Genomic DNA, 18009 nt, shown 5'->3' on the forward strand with positions numbered 1-18009 from the left:
AAATTAAGCCAAGTAGAAGGTCCGCAGAGCACTCACTGCTTGGTTAGTTAACAATGAAAAAATAGAGATAAGGTACCCCATGAGCAACATTCATGAGCATAAGATCCTCATTTTAGATTTTGGATCGCAATACACTCAGCTAATCGCCCGTCGTATTCGTGAAATCGGTGTGTATTGTGAACTTTGGGCTTGGGATGTTTCTGAAGAGCAAATTCGTGAATTTGCTCCAAACGGCATTATCTTAGCCGGTGGCCCAGAAAGTGTTACCGCTGAGAACTCACCACGCGCTCCAGAATATGTGTTTAACGCTGGCGTTCCTGTTCTAGGGATCTGTTACGGCATGCAAACCATGTCTGAGCAGCTTGGTGGTAAAGTAATTCAAGGCGTTGGCGAAGGTGAATTTGGTTATGCACAAGTAGAAGTGCAAACTGAGTCTTTACTTTTCAAAGCCATTGAAGACGCAGTAAGCGAAACGGGCAAGCCACTACTTGACGTGTGGATGAGCCATGGCGACAAAGTGTCTGCTATCCCAGAAGGTTTTGTTGCTGTTGCTAAAACTGAAACGTGTCCGTTTGCCGCTATGGCCAATGAAGACAAGCAGTTCTACGGCGTTCAGTTCCACCCTGAAGTGACTCACACTCGCCAAGGTAAGCGCATGCTTGAACATTTTGCGCTAGAAATTTGTGCTTGTGCTGCAAACTGGAAACCAGCTTCAATCATTGAAGATGCGATTGAGCGCTTAAAAGCACAGATCGGTGATGACGAAGTTATTCTAGGTCTATCAGGTGGTGTTGATTCATCTGTGGTGGCAATGCTGCTACACCGCGCGATTGGTGACAAGTTAACGTGTGTGTTTGTTGATAACGGCTTACTACGTCTTAACGAAGCTGAGCAAGTGATGGAGATGTTTGGTGACCACTTTGGTTTAAACATCATTCACGTTGACGCTGAAAACCGCTTCTTAGATGCGATGGCTGGCGAAGCGGAACCTGAAGCTAAGCGTAAGATCATTGGCCGTGTATTTGTTGAGATCTTCGACGAAGAATCTAAGAAATGCGTTAATGCTAAATGGCTTGCTCAAGGCACTATCTACCCAGACGTGATTGAGTCTGCTGGTAGCGCAACGGGTAAAGCGCATTGCATTAAGTCTCACCATAACGTTGGCGGTTTGCCAGATGATATGGAAATGGGTCTGGTTGAGCCACTGCGTGAACTGTTTAAAGATGAAGTACGTAAGATTGGTCTAGAATTAGGCCTGCCATACAATATGCTTTATCGTCACCCGTTCCCAGGACCTGGTCTTGGTGTGCGCGTACTAGGCGAAGTGAAGAAAGAATACTGTGACTTGCTACGTTTAGCCGATGCGATTTTCATCGAAGAGCTACACAAAGCTGACCTGTATAACAAAGTTAGCCAAGCATTTACTGTGTTCTTACCAGTGCGTTCAGTTGGCGTAATGGGCGATGGCCGTAAGTATGATTGGGTTGTATCGCTTCGTGCGGTAGAAACTATCGACTTTATGACGGCGCATTGGGCACATCTACCTTATGATTTCCTAGGTCGTGTATCTAACCGCATCATTAACGAAGTCGACGGTATTTCACGTGTGGTTTACGATATTTCTGGTAAGCCACCTGCAACGATTGAATGGGAATAAAGGCTAAGGCCTAACCCTAAAACGTTCAGACTAATACCGATGAGAAAGGCGCGCACATAGCAATATGAGCGCGCTTTTTTATTGGGCATTATTTGTCTAAAGTTAGTCACGCTTCTAATATAAATAATAAAGGGACTTATATGTATTAAAAGGAGTTTGCCTATGCGCTATAGATCTGAAGTAGATGGATTAAGAGCGTTAGCGGTGATCCCCGTTATTTTGTTTCATGCAGGCTTTAGCGCGTTGAGTGGTGGCTTTGTTGGGGTAGACGTGTTTTTTGTGATCAGTGGTTACTTGATCACCAGCATTATTTTAACTGAACTTGAATCTAATCAATTTAGTATTATTAATTTCTATGAACGCCGGGCGAGAAGGATCTTACCGGTACTCTTCTTCGTGATCTTAGTGTGTATTCCTTTTGCCTGGCTTTGGTTAATGCCGCTGGATCTTAAGGACTTCTTTCAAAGCATTATTGCCGTTGCAACGTTTTCATCTAATATCCTTTTTTGGCTAGAAAGTGATTACTTTGACACAGCTGCTGAGCTCAAGCCTTTGCTGCACACATGGAGTTTGGCGGTTGAGGAGCAGTACTATATCTTTTTCCCGCTGCTGCTAATGTTCCTATGGGGGAGAGGAAAACGGGTTATTCTTGGGGCTTTGGCGATTATTTTCCTGCTGAGTTTATCGTTAGCCCAGTGGGCTGCTTACAATGCACCAACAGCGAATTTTTACTTGTTACCGACCCGAGGTTGGGAGTTATTAATTGGCGTTTTCGCGGCTTTTTTCTTAAATCAGCAGCAGGAGCTCCCCCAGTGGATGTCGCCAAAGCTTAATAATTTTGTGAGTCTATTTGGGTTACTGCTGATTTTACTTTCCGTATTGACCTTTGATTCAAGGCTCCCTTTTCCCAGCGTTTATGCTTTAGTTCCCACCGTTGGTACAGTGTTAATTATCGTATTTGCTCAACAAGGGACTTGGGTTCAGCGATTTTTAAGCTACAAGCTTTTTGTTGGTGTCGGCCTGATAAGCTATAGCGCTTATTTATGGCATCAACCAGTGTTTGCATTGGTAAAGTACCGCAGCTTTACCGAACCCTCTCATGAATTGATGCTATCGCTGTGTCTGGGTGTTGTTGTGTTGTCGTATCTGAGCTGGCGTTTTGTCGAGATCCCTTTTAGAAATAAGCAGGCCTTTAGCCGCAAATTCATTTTTGTCAGCGGTGGCGTACTGACTGCGTTGTTTGTGGTTGCGGCAGGTATTGCGGATAGTAAGCATCTCTATAGGTCAAACGAGGCTTATTTGGATCTAATGGTTAAATCTTATCAGCCTGATAACCGAGAGTTGGGGGCAAATAGTTGGGACTATTTACGCGCATTGAGTGGTAACCAAGATTACGGCGTGGATAAGAACCTCTATGACAGAACTCAGTGGTTTGACGCTGATGACGACAGGCAACGATTATTAATTGTTGGTAACTCTCACTCTAAAGATCTATTTAACGTGCTGTCGAGCAGTGAAGCGAGTTTAGCGCAGTTTCAATTAGCTCGCTTTGGCACTGAAATCGGTCATATCGATGAGTCATTTTTTAGTTCGCCTAACTATCGCTTAGCCGATACGATTATGTTGGCCTCACAGTATAAACCGCAGGATTTGCCGCAGATAGAAACGTTAGTGACGCGTTTGATAAAAGATAATAAAAAACCCATTTTAGTAAAAAATATCTATGAATTTGAAGAGTTTGGTCAGCGTACTTATGCCGACTTTCTGTTCCATCTTTTAGTAAAAGATCGTGGGGCTAATAATATTTCAAGCTTAGATATCTCAAAGATTAATCAAAAGCACTTTGAGCAGTTCTCGCACCGAGAGGTTAAGTTGTTTACTCAAGAAGCCAACCACACTCTTACTACGCTTGCAGACAAATACCCTCGCGTGACTCTGTTAGACCGAATGGATTATGTTTGTAATAAACATAAGCAAACTTGCTACGCTATTGATGATGACTACCAGAAGTACTTCTATGACTATGGCCATCATACTGTGGCGGGGGCGATGTTTTTTGGCGAGCGAGTTGATGAGGTAAAGTGGCTAGGCAGTATCTAGTGGCTTATTTGTGCGATTGATGTCACCCATAATATTTTGAGGCTGATATTTTGAGGCTAGTATCTAGAGCTAGTATTTAAATCCTAGTATTAGAGCCTAGTCTCTAGCACCAGAGTGTGATGAAAATTACCGATAGATAACTCGAAGGGTTTAAAGCTTGATATAATCGCGCCTCATGCAATCAAGCTAAGATTTTAAATAGTACGGTTAGCAGTATTTATAGGTTTTAGATAAAGGTTAGGGGCGTAAATTGTCACAAGAGCAGCAAGATATTCATTTCATGAAGATGGCGATGGATATGGCAATAAAGGCGGAAGAGAGAGGCGAAGTACCAGTCGGCGCGGTACTGGTTAAAGACGGTGACGTTGTCAGTGCTGGTTTTAACTTTAGTATCGGTTTGCATGATCCTAGCGCCCATGCCGAAATGCAGTGTTTGCGCCAAGCCGGGCAGATAATGCAGAACTACCGTTTACTCGATACCACCCTGTACGTAACTTTAGAACCCTGTGCCATGTGCGCTGGGGCTATTGTGCATTCAAGAGTGGGTCGATTGGTCTTTGGTGCTAAAGATGAAAAAACCGGCGCTGCTGGTACGGTTATCGATATTGTGCGTCATAGCGCGTTTAATCATCAGGTTGATGTTACATCAGGCGTGCTTGAAACTGAGTGTAGCGAGCAGCTCAGTGCTTTTTTTAGGCGCCGTAGAAAAGAGATCAAAGTGGCCAAGGCGCTAGCCAAACAGCAGGCTTTACAGTCTGATGCTAAGGGTTAAAAAACGCATCTTCTGCGGGTTTAATAAAAACAAAAAACTGCTTTTGTCTATTCAGTACTTTTTGGTGGCGTGTTTTCAATTGACTACGACGACGCGCTGCAACATTGTTAATTGTTCTTTTTCTCATATTTGCCTCACTTACATTGATGCGGTAGACATTTCTTAAATGGGTGTTGTTGATGCTGGCTAATCTTTTATTCACTGTTTAATTGTATTATTAATCTCCCTAAATGAGAGAGATTAAGCAATGTAGCTTATCTTAATTTAGGTTTATCAAGTTGTAGTGTAAAAGTCTACGTGAGTGTTATTAATCTTTGATTAAATGAAGTGTTTGATTGAGTTTAAGCCGATATCTGACTTTTGCTGACGAGTTTTACTGAGCAGGGCTGTTAATTTGTAAAAGGCTGTTTATTGGCTCAAGGCTGTCTATTGGCTCAAGGCTGCTGCGGCTGTGAAACGTCAAGCTTAGGCTCTTGAGTTTCGGCTGTTTGGAGGGGCTTTTTCTTGAGCTCAAGTAAGCTATTTTGATTATCAATCCACACTAAGGTGTCGTAATAACGACGAATGCTATCAACATAATGCACCGCTTCATTACCACGGGCATAACCGTAGCGGGTTTGCTTGTAGTACTGACGTTTTTGTAGCAGTGGCAATATGGTTTTTACATCACTCCATGCGCTCGGGTTTAACCCCTGAGCCTGAGCAAGCTTTCTGGCATCCTCAACATGGCCAAGGCCAATATTATAAGAGGCGAGAGCAAACCACATCCTTTGGCTTTCAGGAATCGAATCTGGCAGGCGCTCGAGCATGCTAGTCAGGTATTTCGCCCCCCCTTTAATACTTTGGTATGGGTCGAGTCGGTTTTTAATTCCAACCTGTTTTGCTGTCGGCAAGGTCAGCATCATTAAACCACGTACACCAGTGGGTGAGCGAGCATTAGGGTTCCAGTGAGATTCTTGATAGGCAGTCGCGGCCAATTTACGCCAGTCTATATCGCCAGCATGTTTTTCAAAGGTCGCCTGATATTTGGGTAACTTATTATCAATCGCGCGAATAAAAGCACGAGTATCAACATAATCAAAGCGCTCAACATGGGCAAAGTATTTTTCGTCAAGGTGAGCTAAGGTACCGTCACGCTTCTCTTTATGCCAAAACGCAAGGAGTTCGCTCATCAGCTTGTCACTATTGTTCGCAGGTAATAGCCAAACCACAGGTTGCTTACGCTTAAGAATTAATCCTTCACGCAGTTCTGGCATAAAACGTCTGTTGATATCGAAACTGGTAGAGTCGGCAATCGTATAGGGAATATCACCCGCGGCAATCATCATGAGTAGCTCTTCAGAATCTTTGTCCTTTTCTTGATTCCAGACTAAATCGGGATTGGATTTTTGCAGCTCTGTTAAGGTGTCGACAAAAGACGAGTCAGTCGTCACTGTGATTTTGCCATCAAGATGATTAATGTTTTTTGGCACAGGCGTACCTTGGCGATAGACCAAGACCTGATTAACACGATAAAGCGGTGGTCCAACTCTAAATTGTTCTCGCCTTGCTGGCGTATCTCCAAGACCTGCGGCGATGATATCAATTTCACCACTTCGCATCGCAGCGTATAGCTCACTAATCGTGGCGTAGGGCTGCATCTTTAATTCGAGATTAAGATACTTAGCAAAGCGCTCTGCCATCTCATAATCGTAGCCAGAATCGCCTTGACCAGAGGTAAAGAAGATCTGTGGACCATATATGGTACCCACATTTAACTCAGTCGGTTCAGGGACAAAGACTGGCTTTTCTTGTTCCACGACAACCTTCTGGCAGGCAGCCAGTAAGGTGATACAGCATAGAATAAGTAACAGTCTTTTCATGGGTTATTTTTGTTAGCGCTTAACTTAAATTATAAGGAATATAAAGAAATAGCCGTCGATTATAACACATTCTTGGTTGCCGTAAAAAAATGGCATATTTGCTGTTGCTGTTAGATCCAGTATGAACCTAAATTGTTTTTTTGCTGGAAATCAGCGCATTCAATAGCAAATAAAATCGAGGCGCTTTTTCCTGTACAGGAAACACTGTTTTCTATAGCGACTGCTGATGATTTGTGACAAACATTTCCCTATAATAGCGCCAGATCTGACCCTGCAATTATAATATATAAGGTGAAAAGACGTGATGGAGATCATCCGCGGAGCCCCTGCACTTTCGGCGTTTAGAGTACAGAAGCTGATGCAAGCTTGTGAATCGGCAGCACTGCCAGTGCGCCAAATCTATGCCGAGTTTATCCATTTAGCTGATTTGAACGAGCAGTTAAATGAAAATGAAAGTCAACAGCTTGAAAAAATCTTAACCTACGGCCCCGCTATCGAAGCGCACACGCCAGAAGGCTATCTCCACTTTGTCACCCCCCGTCCCGGTACCATCTCTCCTTGGTCATCAAAAGCAACAGATATCGCCCACAATTGTGGTCTGAATAAGGTTAAGCGCCTAGAGCGTGGTATTGCCTATTATGTTGTGGCCGACGAGTTATCTACCGAACAAACTAAAGCGTTAACGGCGCTATTACACGACCGTATGGTTGAAGTAATGTTGCCAAATTTTGATAGCGCTAGCGTATTGTTTGCTCGCACTGAGCCGGCAAAGTTCACCAGCGTTGATGTGCTTGGCGAAGGTCGAGTTGCACTTGAGCAAGCTAACACTAAGCTAGGCTTGGCATTAGCCGATGATGAAATTGACTATCTAGTAGAGAACTTTACTCGCCTAGGTCGTAACCCAAATGACATCGAGCTAATGATGTTTGCTCAAGCAAACTCAGAGCATTGTCGTCATAAAATCTTTAACGCAGATTGGACAATCGATGGTGAAGTGCAGCCAAAGTCTTTGTTCAAGATGATTAAGAATACCTTCGAGAAGACCCCAGAAAACGTATTATCGGCTTATAAAGATAACGCTGCGGTAATGACAGGCTCAACAGCCGGTCGCTTCTTCCCGAAACAAGATGGTGTTTATGGCTACCACACAGAGCCGATGCACATCTTAATGAAAGTTGAAACTCACAACCACCCGACAGCTATTAGCCCATACCCTGGTGCAGCAACGGGCAGCGGCGGTGAAATTCGTGATGAAGGCGCGACAGGTCGAGGCTCTAAGCCAAAGGCCGGTTTAACAGGCTTTAGTGTTTCAAACCTTAAGATCCCAGGTTTTGTTCAGCCATGGGAAGCTGATTACGGTAAGCCAGATCGTATCGTAACCGCACTTGATATTATGACCGAGGGCCCACTTGGTGGCGCAGCGTTTAATAACGAATTTGGTCGCCCAGCCCTAGTGGGTTACTTCCGCACTTACGAGCAGGAAGTTAACAGCCACAACGGTGTTGAAGTTCGTGGTTACCACAAGCCCATTATGCTGGCGGGTGGTTTAGGTAATATCCGTGAAGAGCATGTACAAAAAGGTGAGATCACCGTTGGCGCTAAGCTAGTAGTGCTTGGCGGCCCTGCGATGAACATCGGTTTGGGCGGCGGCGCGGCGTCATCAATGACTTCAGGTCAGTCGAGTGAAGACTTAGACTTTGCTTCTGTGCAGCGTGAAAACCCAGAGATGGAACGCCGTTGCCAAGAGGTTATCGACCGCTGCTGGCAGATGGGTGATGACAATCCAATTCAGTTTATCCACGATGTGGGCGCGGGCGGCCTATCAAATGCATTCCCAGAGCTTGTGAATGATGGTGAACGTGGCGGTAAGTTTGAGCTACGTAAAGTGCCCTCTGATGAGCCAGGCATGAGCCCATTAGAAATTTGGTGTAACGAGTCACAAGAGCGTTACGTGATGTCAATTGCGCCTGAAAACATTGAGCTGTTCAGCGCAATTTGTCAGCGTGAGCGCGCTCCATTTGCAGTTGTTGGCGTAGCGACGGAAGAAAAAGAACTTGTCCTTAGCGATGAGCACTTTGAAAACCACCCAATCGATTTGCCACTAGAAGTGCTATTAGGCAAAGCGCCTAAAATGAGCCGCGATGTGGTGAGTGCTAAAGCTAACTCTGCCGCGCTTGACCAAAGCGCGATTGAAGTTCAAGAAGCGGCGCACCGTTTACTGCGTTTACCTACTATTGCCGAGAAAACCTTCCTTATCACTATCGGTGATAGAACGGTAACAGGCCTTGTTAATCGTGACCAAATGGTTGGCCCTTGGCAGGTACCAGTGGCTGATTGTGCGGTTACTGCATCAAGCTATGACTCATACACAGGTGAAGCGATGTCTATGGGTGAGCGCACGCCGCTTGCACTACTGGACTTTGGCGCATCAGCGCGTATGGCAGTTGCTGAATCAATCTTAAACATTGCTGGTACTGATATTGGCTCGTTTAAGCACATTAAACTGTCTGCAAACTGGATGTCACCAGCGGGTCATCCAGGTGAAGACGCGGGTCTTTACCAAGCAGTAAAAGCCATTGGTGAAGAGCTTTGCCCTGATTTGTCTTTGACTATCCCAGTGGGTAAAGACTCAATGTCGATGAAAACGGCATGGGAAGATAACGGCGTTCAAAAGACCGTGACCTCTCCTATGTCGTTGGTTATCACCGCATTTGGAGTGGTGCAAGATGTGCGTAACACTGTCACGCCAGAGCTTCGCACCGATAAAGGCGAAACAGACCTGTTACTGCTTGACCTTGGTCTTGGCCAGAATCGCTTAGGTGGCTCTTGTTTAGCTCAGGTTTACAGTGAACTGGGCGATATCGCGCCAGATCTTGATAACTCTGCCACCCTAAAAGGCTTCTTCGAAACCATTCAGCCAATGATTGCCGATAAATCAATTATTGCGTACCACGACAGAAGTGATGGCGGTCTTTACACGACCTTAGTTGAGATGGCATTTGCCGGCCACACCGGTCTAAATGTTGACTTGAGTGCACTAACAGGTACTGACGTTGAACGTCTGTTTAACGAAGAGCTAGGTGCAGTTATTCAAGTTCGTCGTCAAGACGCTGCGATTATCACTGAAAAGTTTGCTGCGGCTGGCGTACCTTGCCACAAAGTTGCAGAGCTTAACGATAGCGACAGCATTGCAATCTTTGATGGGATGCGTGAAGTACTAACTGAAACCCGTACTTCACTACGCACTATTTGGGCTGAAACCACTTATCGCATGCAGGCGTTACGTGACAACCCAGAGTGTGCTAAAGAAGAGTTCGAGCTTAAGCAAGACGCTAGCGATTTAGGTCTAACTGTTGATTTAAGTTTTGACCCAAGTGAAGACGTTGCCGCGCCATTTATCCTAAAAGGCGCAGCGCCTAAGATGGCTATTTTGCGTGAGCAGGGCGTTAACTCGCATATTGAAATGGCAGCGGCATTTGATCGCGCAGGTTTCGAGGCGACAGACGTTCACATGAGTGACATCTTAAGCGGCCGCATTAGCTTAGAGGAGTTCCAGGGCTTAGTGGCGTGTGGCGGTTTCTCTTACGGTGACGTACTGGGCGCGGGGGAAGGCTGGGCGAAGTCAATTCTGTTTAACGAGCGTGCTCGTGAGCAGTTTAGCCAGTTCTTTGAACGTAATGACAGTTTCTCACTCGGTGTATGTAACGGTTGTCAGATGCTGTCTAACTTAAAGGACATCATTCCTGGTACTGAATTGTGGCCACACTTTGTGCGTAACCGCTCTGAGCGTTTTGAAGCCCGCTTTAGCCTAGTTGAAGTGCAAAAGAGTCCATCTTTGTTCTTCCAAGGTATGGAAGGCTCTCGCATGCCTATCGCTGTGTCACATGGTGAGGGGCGCGCTGAGTTTGCATCGCCTGAAGCGTTAGCGGCTGCAGAAGCGTCGGGTACGATTGCACTACGTTATGTTGATGGTAATGGGCAAATTGCAACTCAGTATCCACAGAACCCGAATGGCTCACCAAATGCGATTACTGCATTGAGCTCAACTGACGGTCGAGTAACGATTATGATGCCGCATCCCGAGCGCGTATTTAGAACCGTTGCTAACTCATGGCATCCTGAGTCTTGGGGCGAAGATAGCCCTTGGATGAGAATGTTCCGCAACGTGAGAAAATCAGTCGGGTAATATGCATCAATGCTGATGTAATACTGATTTGATACTAAGAAAGCCTCTAATATTTAGGGGCTTTTTTTTATATGAAATTTTTGATGGGTAAGTGTTTTAGTAAACAAGATTGACTAAACAAGAGATTAGTGGTTGTTTAGTCAATCATGGAATACTAATTTAATGTGTTTTGGCCTAGTCAGAGCAGCTTTATCGATAAGCAGAGGTTATTAGTAGTCTTTGAAAGTAGTGGGCTTTTTTCGATGAGGTACGAGAATAATGAGTGAAGCATAAAAAAGCCCCCCTTATTACTAAGGAGGGCCGCTTTGCGCTAACAAAACTTCAAGATAAATCTTGCATTAGAAAGCAGTGTTTATAGCTCTCTAGAAGTATAAAGTTCAACGAAAACACGCTGATAGCTAACAACTAGACGCTCGAATAATTTTGTCATAATGGTATCTCCACCAAGATTGATAATAATAAGCGGAGTAAGTCTTTACCGGGCTACATCACCGGGTTAATCAGACTGTCTCCTTAACTTGGTGCTCATTTTAGGCGAGGTCTAATTTTTGATCAAACGAGAAAAATTACACTTTGACATTATTAAAACTTATCCGAAAATGTAGGTCTTGAAATCAATTTCCGCAGGCTTTTTTGTAAAGCGTTGTTTTAAATGGCTTTACTGTAGAAATTCAATTTTTGCATTACCTATTTGCACTATGATTACTGTTGCTGGGTTTGTTAAAGAATGGTGTTTTGCAAGGTTAGGTGTGAAATAACTGCTTATTAGCTAAAACTGTCTACTTTGTTCACTTTTGAATCGCTCCTATCATGAGTGTTTTATGCTGTCAACGGTCTTCATGGTGGAACTGTGTGCTTCACCTCAAAACCCGTTGAAACCGAATGCTTTGATTGATTTGAATCAATTTTGAATGGTATAAAAACACTGCGGATAACCTTATTTCGTATTGCAAGTGACTGATATTAACTAATTTGTTTATTCTTTATTTGCGTTTTCGAGAAGGAAGTCACAACGGCCATTAAAAATGTGATCGCAAGCGTGGGCTTGCTAGTGTTTTTGGCTTTAAAATACAAAATTTATGAATTAAACAACGAAGCGCGGTTGAAGTTGGGGTTTTGTTATAAAACCTAACTATTTTACTGCATTAATATTCCTATATAGGCAGTCACTCTCGTTGATGGGGATCTAACGAAAGTGATTTGACGCACCACCTAAGGAGTCACAAATGATTTTAGAAGAGGTTGTTGAGCTGTCGCGTTTTCAGTTTGCGATGACAGCCATGTATCACTTCCTATTTGTTCCCTTGACCTTGGGGTTAGCATTCTTGCTAGCCATTATGGAATCACTTTATGTGATGACCAATAAGCAAATCTATAAAGATATGACCAAGTTCTGGGGTAAGTTATTCGGTATCAACTTTGCACTTGGCGTTGCAACTGGTTTGGCGATGGAGTTCCAGTTCGGAACTAACTGGTCATACTATTCGCACTACGTCGGTGACATCTTTGGTGCTCCACTTGCTATCGAAGGCCTAATGGCGTTCTTCCTAGAGTCTACCTTAGTCGGTATGTTCTTCTTCGGTTGGGATCGTTTCAGTAAACGCCAACATTTGGCGGTAACCTGGTTAGTTGCGCTAGGTTCTAACATGTCAGCATTGTGGATCTTAGTGGCTAACGGCTGGATGCAAAACCCAGTGGGTAGCACATTCAACTACGAAACCATGCGTATGGAAATGACCAGCTGGGGCGAAGTACTCTTTAACCCAGTTGCGCAGGTGAAGTTTGTTCACACTGTAGCGTCAGGTTATGTAGCCGGTGCGATGTTCGTTCTAGCAATCAGTGCTTACTACATCTTGAAGAAGCGTGACTTACCATTTGCACGTCGCTCGTTTGCGATTGCTGCAAGTTTCGGTATGGCATCTATCTTGTCTGTAATCGTTCTTGGTGACGAGTCAGGCTACAAGGTGGGTGAAGTACAACGTGTTAAGTTAGCAGCAATTGAAGCTGAGTGGCACACTGAGCCTGCTCCAGCAGCCTTTACTGCAGTAGGTTTCCCTAATCAGGAAACCCAGCACACTGATTACGCAATCAAAATTCCTTATGCTATGGGTATCATTGCCACTCGTTCACTTGATGAGCAAGTAACGGGTATCAAGGACTTAATTGCAGAGCATGAAGTGCGTATTCGTAACGGTATGGTTGCATACGGTCTGCTTGAGCAATTGCGTAACGGTAATGAAACGCCTGAAGTTAGAGCGGCATTTGAAGACGCTAAAGTTGACTTAGGTTATGGCTTACTACTGAAGCGTTACACTGACAAAGTGACTGACGCAACAGAAGAGCAAATCAAAGCCGCGGCTAATGACTCGATTCCAAACGTAGCACCTATGTTCTGGTCTTTCCGTGTCATGGTTGGTGCCGGTATGGTGATGTTATTAGTGTTTGCTGCTGCATTTTGGCAGAGCACGCGTCATCAAATCGAAGAGAAGAAATGGGTTCTTAAAGCGGCACTTTACAGCTTACCACTACCGTGGATTGCGATTGAGTGTGGTTGGTTTGTGGCTGAATACGGCCGTCAACCTTGGACGATTTCTGAAGTACTGCCGACATTTATGTCAGCCTCTAGCTTGTCTGTAGGCGATTTAATGTTCAGTATTATTTCTATCACGCTATTTTATTCAATCTTACTAGTGATTGAGCTTTATCTAATGATTAAGTTCGCGCGTATTGGCCCAAGCTGTTTGAAGACGGGTCGCTATCACTTTGAAAAGCTTGATGCCTAAACTGGAGATCTGATTATGTTTGATTATGAAATGTTAAGATTTATCTGGTGGGCACTGATTGGTGTGCTTTTCATCGGATTCGCTGTCACAGATGGCTTCGATATGGGTGTGGGTGCCTTATTACCGATTATCGGTAAAGACGACACTGATCGCCGTATCATGATTAACTCTATTGCACCGCATTGGGATGGTAACCAAGTTTGGTTGATCACCGCGGGTGGTGCATTGTTCGCAGCTTGGCCTATGGTCTACGGCGTGTCTTTCTCAGGTTTCTACGTGGCAATGATGTTAACACTGTTTGCATTATTCCTACGCCCTGTAGGTTTTGACTACCGTTCAAAGATTGAAGATCCAAGATGGCGTAAGTCTTGGGACTGGGCACTGTTTGTGGGTGGTTTTGTTCCGCCACTAATCATCGGTGTTGCGTTTGGTAACTTGCTACAAGGTGTTCCGTTTAACTTTGACGAATACTTGCGTGCGACATACCACGGCGGTTTCTTCGGTTTACTAAATGGCTTTGGTATTCTAGCTGGCCTAGTGAGCGTGAGCATGTTTATGCTACAGGGCTCAACCTGGCTACAAATGAAGACAGAAGGCGAGCTACGCGAACGCGCTGCTAAGATGTCGCAGTTGCTATCTGTAGCACTATTCGTATTCTTCGGCGCTGCGGGTGTGTGGTTAGTGAATGGTATTGACGGTTACGTGATTACTTCAGCTATCGACACGTATGGCGTTTCTGACCCAACCCTTAAAACAGTTGCTGTTGAAGCAGGCGCTTGGTTAGTGAACTACGATAAGTATCCACTGACTATGGCGTTCCCAGTGATTGGCCTACTTATGCCTATTTTAGTATTGCTATGTAGCCGCATTAACCGTTCAGGTTTTGCGTTCTTCTTTAGCTCAGTAGGTATTGCAGCGGTTATTCTAACGTGTGGCGCAGCAATGTTCCCATTCGTTATGCCATCTTCACTAGAGCCAAACGTCAGTTTGACTATGTGGGATTCGACAGCGAGTGAGATGTCACTAACCGTGATGACATGGGCTGCAATCATCTTTGTACCGATTGTACTTAGCTACACTGTTTGGACTTACTTGAAGATGTTTGGTCGTTTATCTCGCGACTTCATCGAAAAGAACAAGACCTCACTTTACTAATAGGAGCCTAGATTATGTGGTATTTTGCTTGGATTTTAGGCGTATTGTTAGCCTGTTCTTTCGGTATTATCAATGCTCTATGGCTTGAAACGACTGAGAATATGGACCGTGACGCTGAAAAAGAAGATTAATCTTTAAACAGTTGAATGGTTAAGTAAGAGCCCCGCTAATGCGGGGCTTTTTGTTTTTAAAGAAGGTAAAAACAGGTGCTAGGGAAAGCAGGTTCTAGGAGCTAGGAAAAGCTGAGACGGTGAAAGCAAAGACGATGAAAGCGGAGCGGCCTACGGCCTTACGCTTGACGGAACGTTCGCTGGCTCACTTACGGAAAGCTAAGATGATACGAGCTAAGATAATACTAGCTAAGATGATGCAAGCTAAAACGGTATAAGCTGGGTAGGTAAGGAGTAAAGCCTAACTCTTGTTTATTGTAGGTTGAGCCTCAGCCCATCAATCTTTTAAGGGTAAGCTGAGATGGTAAAAGAAGGTGCTAAGAAAGGCTGGTACAGGCTAAGGGAAAGTAAAGGATTACTAGGCTTCAGCCGAAGCCTAGTGGCAGAACATGTCAATGAGTCAATTATTATAGCTCGGCGCGATAGATAAACAGCGAGGTGTCCATTACCATTTCTGATACGGGTGTGTCATTAAACTGCTCAGTTTTTTGGTCGACAATTTGATAGATTTTATCGCCTATTTTGTCTAGCTCTTTGACGCTATAACAATTTTTAGAGGTGCGTAGATCGCAGCCTTTGACCATCAGATCAGTAGTGAAATACGTTGCGTAAACTGCAATTTCATTAACCTTATCATTTTTAGTATGCAGCACTTTTATTTCAGCGACACCATCAATGGTTTCGTCGGTCATCAAGCGGTTTACTGCGCGTTGATACTCTTGCTTATAGGTCGCCGAGTCTTTGCTGACAAACAGATAAGACTCAAAGCCAAACTCTTCCAGTTTATGACCAAGATCTGTGGCAAAGGTTTTACCTACTTCAAAAAGAAAACCATTTGCGGCGGGGCTATCTTCATAGGTGGTATTGAGTCCTTCACCGGCAATGATCAGTAATTTCTTACCCTGGACCGAATTAATTTGCGGACTGGCACAGCCGGCCATAATCAAGATGAAACAAACGATGAAAAAGTTGCGTAACATATAGGTACTCAATATGAATGGTCGTTGTGTTGTATAACAGTATTGTGAAACAACACTGTTATACATGAATGTGGCCGGATTATAGAACGCTGTTAGTTAAAAAATCTAGCAGTTAATCAGTTAAATATATTTAAAATCAGAGCTATAGCATGTGTCTTTGGCTTGTTTGAACAAAGAAAAAGGCAGCTCTCTCGGCTGCCTTTGTGACTTCATTGATGAGTCATTGTGCTCTTGGCTGAAACATTACGCCTTAAACACGCTGATCTTAGTATTAATCTCATTGGCAATAGAAGCTAAGCTTTCAGCTGAATCGACACTGTCTCCAGCGCGTTGTTCGCCGTCTCTAGCAAGTTCGGTAATTTGATGTAGATTGCGAGTGATCTCTTCGGCTACAGCACTTTGTTGCTCTGTCGCACTGGCAATACTACTGGCTGTTGTGGCGAGTTCTGCAATGCTGCTGTTGATCTCTATAAGCTGTACAATCGCTTCATTACCTTGAGCGGCAGAGGCATCACCAAGCTCATTACTTTGGTTCATCTGCCCAGCAGTCAGTTTCACTTGAGACTGCAGCTGAGTAATGGTTTTTCCTATCTCGGCTATAGACGTTTGAGTTCGCTGCGCTAGGGTGCGCACTTCATCGGCGACGACGGCAAAACCTCGACCTTGCTCACCCGCTCTCGCCGCTTCAATGGCTGCATTTAGTGCAAGCAGGTTGGTCTGCTCGGCAATGCTGTTAATGACTTCGGTAACTTGGCTGATTGCTTGACTCTCTTTATTGACCACTTCGACACTATTGTGGCTATCAGTCAGTTGATTACTTAGGCTTTGTAGGCCATTAACTAAGTCATTAAGAAGGGCTTGCCCACCTTTGGCTGCATCATCGACTCGCTGGCTCATGCTCGCACCTTCATTTGCATGGTTAGCAACATCGCGTACAGAGGCTGACATCTCTTCGATGGCTGTGGCGATTTGGTCTGTTTGTGCCATTAAGGATTGTGCTTCTTCACCATTTAAACGAGCGGTCTCTTGAGTGTGGTTAGAATGTGTTTGCAGTGCGGTGACCGACTGCTGCAAAGCTAATATAAGTTCCCTGAGATTCGTCGCCATCTTAGCGGTACTGTTAGTGATTAAATCTACCTCATTTTTGCTGTTAGCCTCGCTAGCAGCAAAGTGTTGGGACAGATCGCCCGAACCCAGCTTTTCAAGCTGATTTTGTAATGTTCCAAGTGGTTTGAGAGCTCGAACCAGAACCAAAGACAACAGCAAGGTAATGACCATCATGCCGATTAACGACACGCCCATATTAATGTTGAGTAAGGTAACACTTTCTTCGTTAAGCTCTGCGCCATCCACTTGCCCAATCAGCGACCAGTTCCAGCCTGGGATATCGATGGTATAGGCATAAGCGGTTTCTCCCTTACTATTGGTATATTCCCACGAGCCAAGGTGAGTTAGAGCTTGCTCTAGGGTTATCCCATCAAGGATGTCAGTGTTGACTTTGCTACCAGCAGAGTGCTTTGGATGAGCGACTATGGTGTGGTCTAATTTACGTACTAACAAATAGTGGCCAGACTCTTCTAACTGGAGCTTATTAATCGCACCGCGTAATTGTGCTAATGAACCACTGATATCGAAGCCTATGTATAAAATGCCGATTACGCTGCCACTACTATCTTTAATTGGGCGGTAGATAGTCATGTAGTCTTTACCAAACAGCTGAGCATAACCTTCATAGTCATTGCCCTTTAGCATGGCATTGTAAGCAGGATGCTGTTTATCAAGGTAGGTCGCTAATGCCCGTTTACCATCAGACTTTTTTAACGAAGTCGAGATGCGGATAAAGTTCTCAGCTTCGCGAACAAATACGGTTGCGTTGCCGCCAGTTAAGTTAGAGTAGCGGTCGACTTTACTCTTAGAGGCGTTAATTTGCTCCCTTTCATGCCTGAGCGCTGGCGTTTCAACTCCCATGACTCGGACCGTTTTATCTGGTTTATGGAAGTTACCAGGATACATGGCGCGAAACACGTCAGCATTACGCTTGGCGAGCGATAATAGACTCTCGTATTGCAGCTCGATTAAATCTGCAGTGCCTTTGGTTTGAGCCTGCATCGCGCTAATGCCCTTATCTCTTAACACATCTGATGCGGTTAAATAGGAAACGCAGCCAAGAAAGCCAAAAATGAGTACGGTGAGTAATAAAGCAAGCATGCCAATTTGCTTAGCAATCGGCCAATTCTTATAGTTCATACAGTTTCAATTTTTGCTGAGGGTTAAGTCAATGTAATTGAATTCTTTTTAAAAAGAATTGATGCAGGTCTATAAGTTAACCATTGATAACAAATTG

Annotated in this window: 11 protein-coding genes; 7 read left to right on the forward strand and 4 right to left on the reverse strand. The window is 44.4% G+C overall.

Annotated features, from left to right (window positions below; translation table 11 throughout):
• The first annotated feature begins 79 nt into the window (after nt 1–79).
• The 3 genes from guaA (at nt 80) to tadA (ending at nt 4529) form a co-directional block, all read left to right on the forward strand.
• Nucleotides 80–1657: a glutamine-hydrolyzing GMP synthase gene (gene guaA, locus ACVBIK_RS01550; RefSeq protein ID WP_447161197.1), complete on the forward strand. Its 1578-nt coding sequence runs from the start codon at nt 80–82 to the stop codon at nt 1655–1657.
• Nucleotides 1658–1819: 162 nt separating this feature from the next.
• Nucleotides 1820–3757 carry an acyltransferase family protein gene (locus tag ACVBIK_RS01555; protein WP_447168913.1) on the forward strand — a complete coding sequence of 646 codons (1938 nt, stop codon included), beginning with the start codon at nt 1820–1822 and terminating at the stop codon, nt 3755–3757.
• A 250-nt stretch (nt 3758–4007) separates the two neighbouring features.
• The gene (gene tadA / locus ACVBIK_RS01560; RefSeq protein WP_447163903.1) at nt 4008–4529 is read left to right on the forward strand and encodes a tRNA adenosine(34) deaminase TadA; all 522 of its coding nucleotides are present in this window, start codon (nt 4008–4010) and stop codon (nt 4527–4529) included.
• On the opposite strand, the gene ACVBIK_RS01565 is transcribed toward tadA, so the two are convergent.
• A complete protein-coding gene (locus ACVBIK_RS01565; protein ID WP_447161200.1) occupies nt 4519–4656 on the reverse strand; it encodes a hypothetical protein in 138 nt (45 codons plus the stop codon). The genes tadA and ACVBIK_RS01565 overlap by 11 nt on opposite strands.
• A gap of 307 nt (nt 4657–4963) precedes the next feature.
• Nucleotides 4964–6391 carry a membrane-bound lytic murein transglycosylase MltF gene (gene mltF / locus ACVBIK_RS01570; protein WP_447161201.1) on the reverse strand — a complete coding sequence of 476 codons (1428 nt, stop codon included), beginning with the start codon at nt 6389–6391 and terminating at the stop codon, nt 4964–4966.
• A 304-nt stretch (nt 6392–6695) separates the two neighbouring features.
• Here mltF and purL point away from each other — a divergent pair, with 304 nt between their 5' ends.
• The 4 genes from purL to cydX all read left to right on the forward strand — a co-directional run bounded on the left by purL (nt 6696) and on the right by cydX (nt 14646).
• Nucleotides 6696–10577 (forward strand): phosphoribosylformylglycinamidine synthase, encoded by a 3882-nt coding sequence (gene purL, locus ACVBIK_RS01575; RefSeq protein ID WP_447163937.1) that lies wholly within the window; start codon nt 6696–6698, stop codon nt 10575–10577.
• Nucleotides 10578–11803: 1226 nt separating this feature from the next.
• Nucleotides 11804–13360, forward strand: coding sequence for a cytochrome ubiquinol oxidase subunit I (locus tag ACVBIK_RS01580; protein ID WP_447161462.1), 1557 nt, complete (start codon nt 11804–11806; stop codon nt 13358–13360).
• Between the two features lie 15 nt (nt 13361–13375).
• Nucleotides 13376–14515 (forward strand): cytochrome d ubiquinol oxidase subunit II, encoded by a 1140-nt coding sequence (gene cydB / locus ACVBIK_RS01585; protein WP_447161461.1) that lies wholly within the window; start codon nt 13376–13378, stop codon nt 14513–14515.
• Nucleotides 14516–14529: 14 nt separating this feature from the next.
• Nucleotides 14530–14646 carry a cytochrome bd-I oxidase subunit CydX gene (gene cydX / locus ACVBIK_RS01590; protein ID WP_447161460.1) on the forward strand — a complete coding sequence of 39 codons (117 nt, stop codon included), beginning with the start codon at nt 14530–14532 and terminating at the stop codon, nt 14644–14646.
• A gap of 446 nt (nt 14647–15092) precedes the next feature.
• On the opposite strand, the gene ACVBIK_RS01595 is transcribed toward cydX, so the two are convergent.
• Nucleotides 15093–15665 carry a hypothetical protein gene (locus ACVBIK_RS01595; RefSeq protein ID WP_447161459.1) on the reverse strand — a complete coding sequence of 191 codons (573 nt, stop codon included), beginning with the start codon at nt 15663–15665 and terminating at the stop codon, nt 15093–15095.
• A 243-nt stretch (nt 15666–15908) separates the two neighbouring features.
• Entirely contained in the window at nt 15909–17912 is a 2004-nt protein-coding gene (locus ACVBIK_RS01600) for a methyl-accepting chemotaxis protein (protein ID WP_447168914.1), read from the reverse strand.
• Between the last annotated feature and the right edge of the window lie 97 nt (nt 17913–18009).

The organism is Shewanella sp. 125m-1 (genome assembly GCF_052977065.1).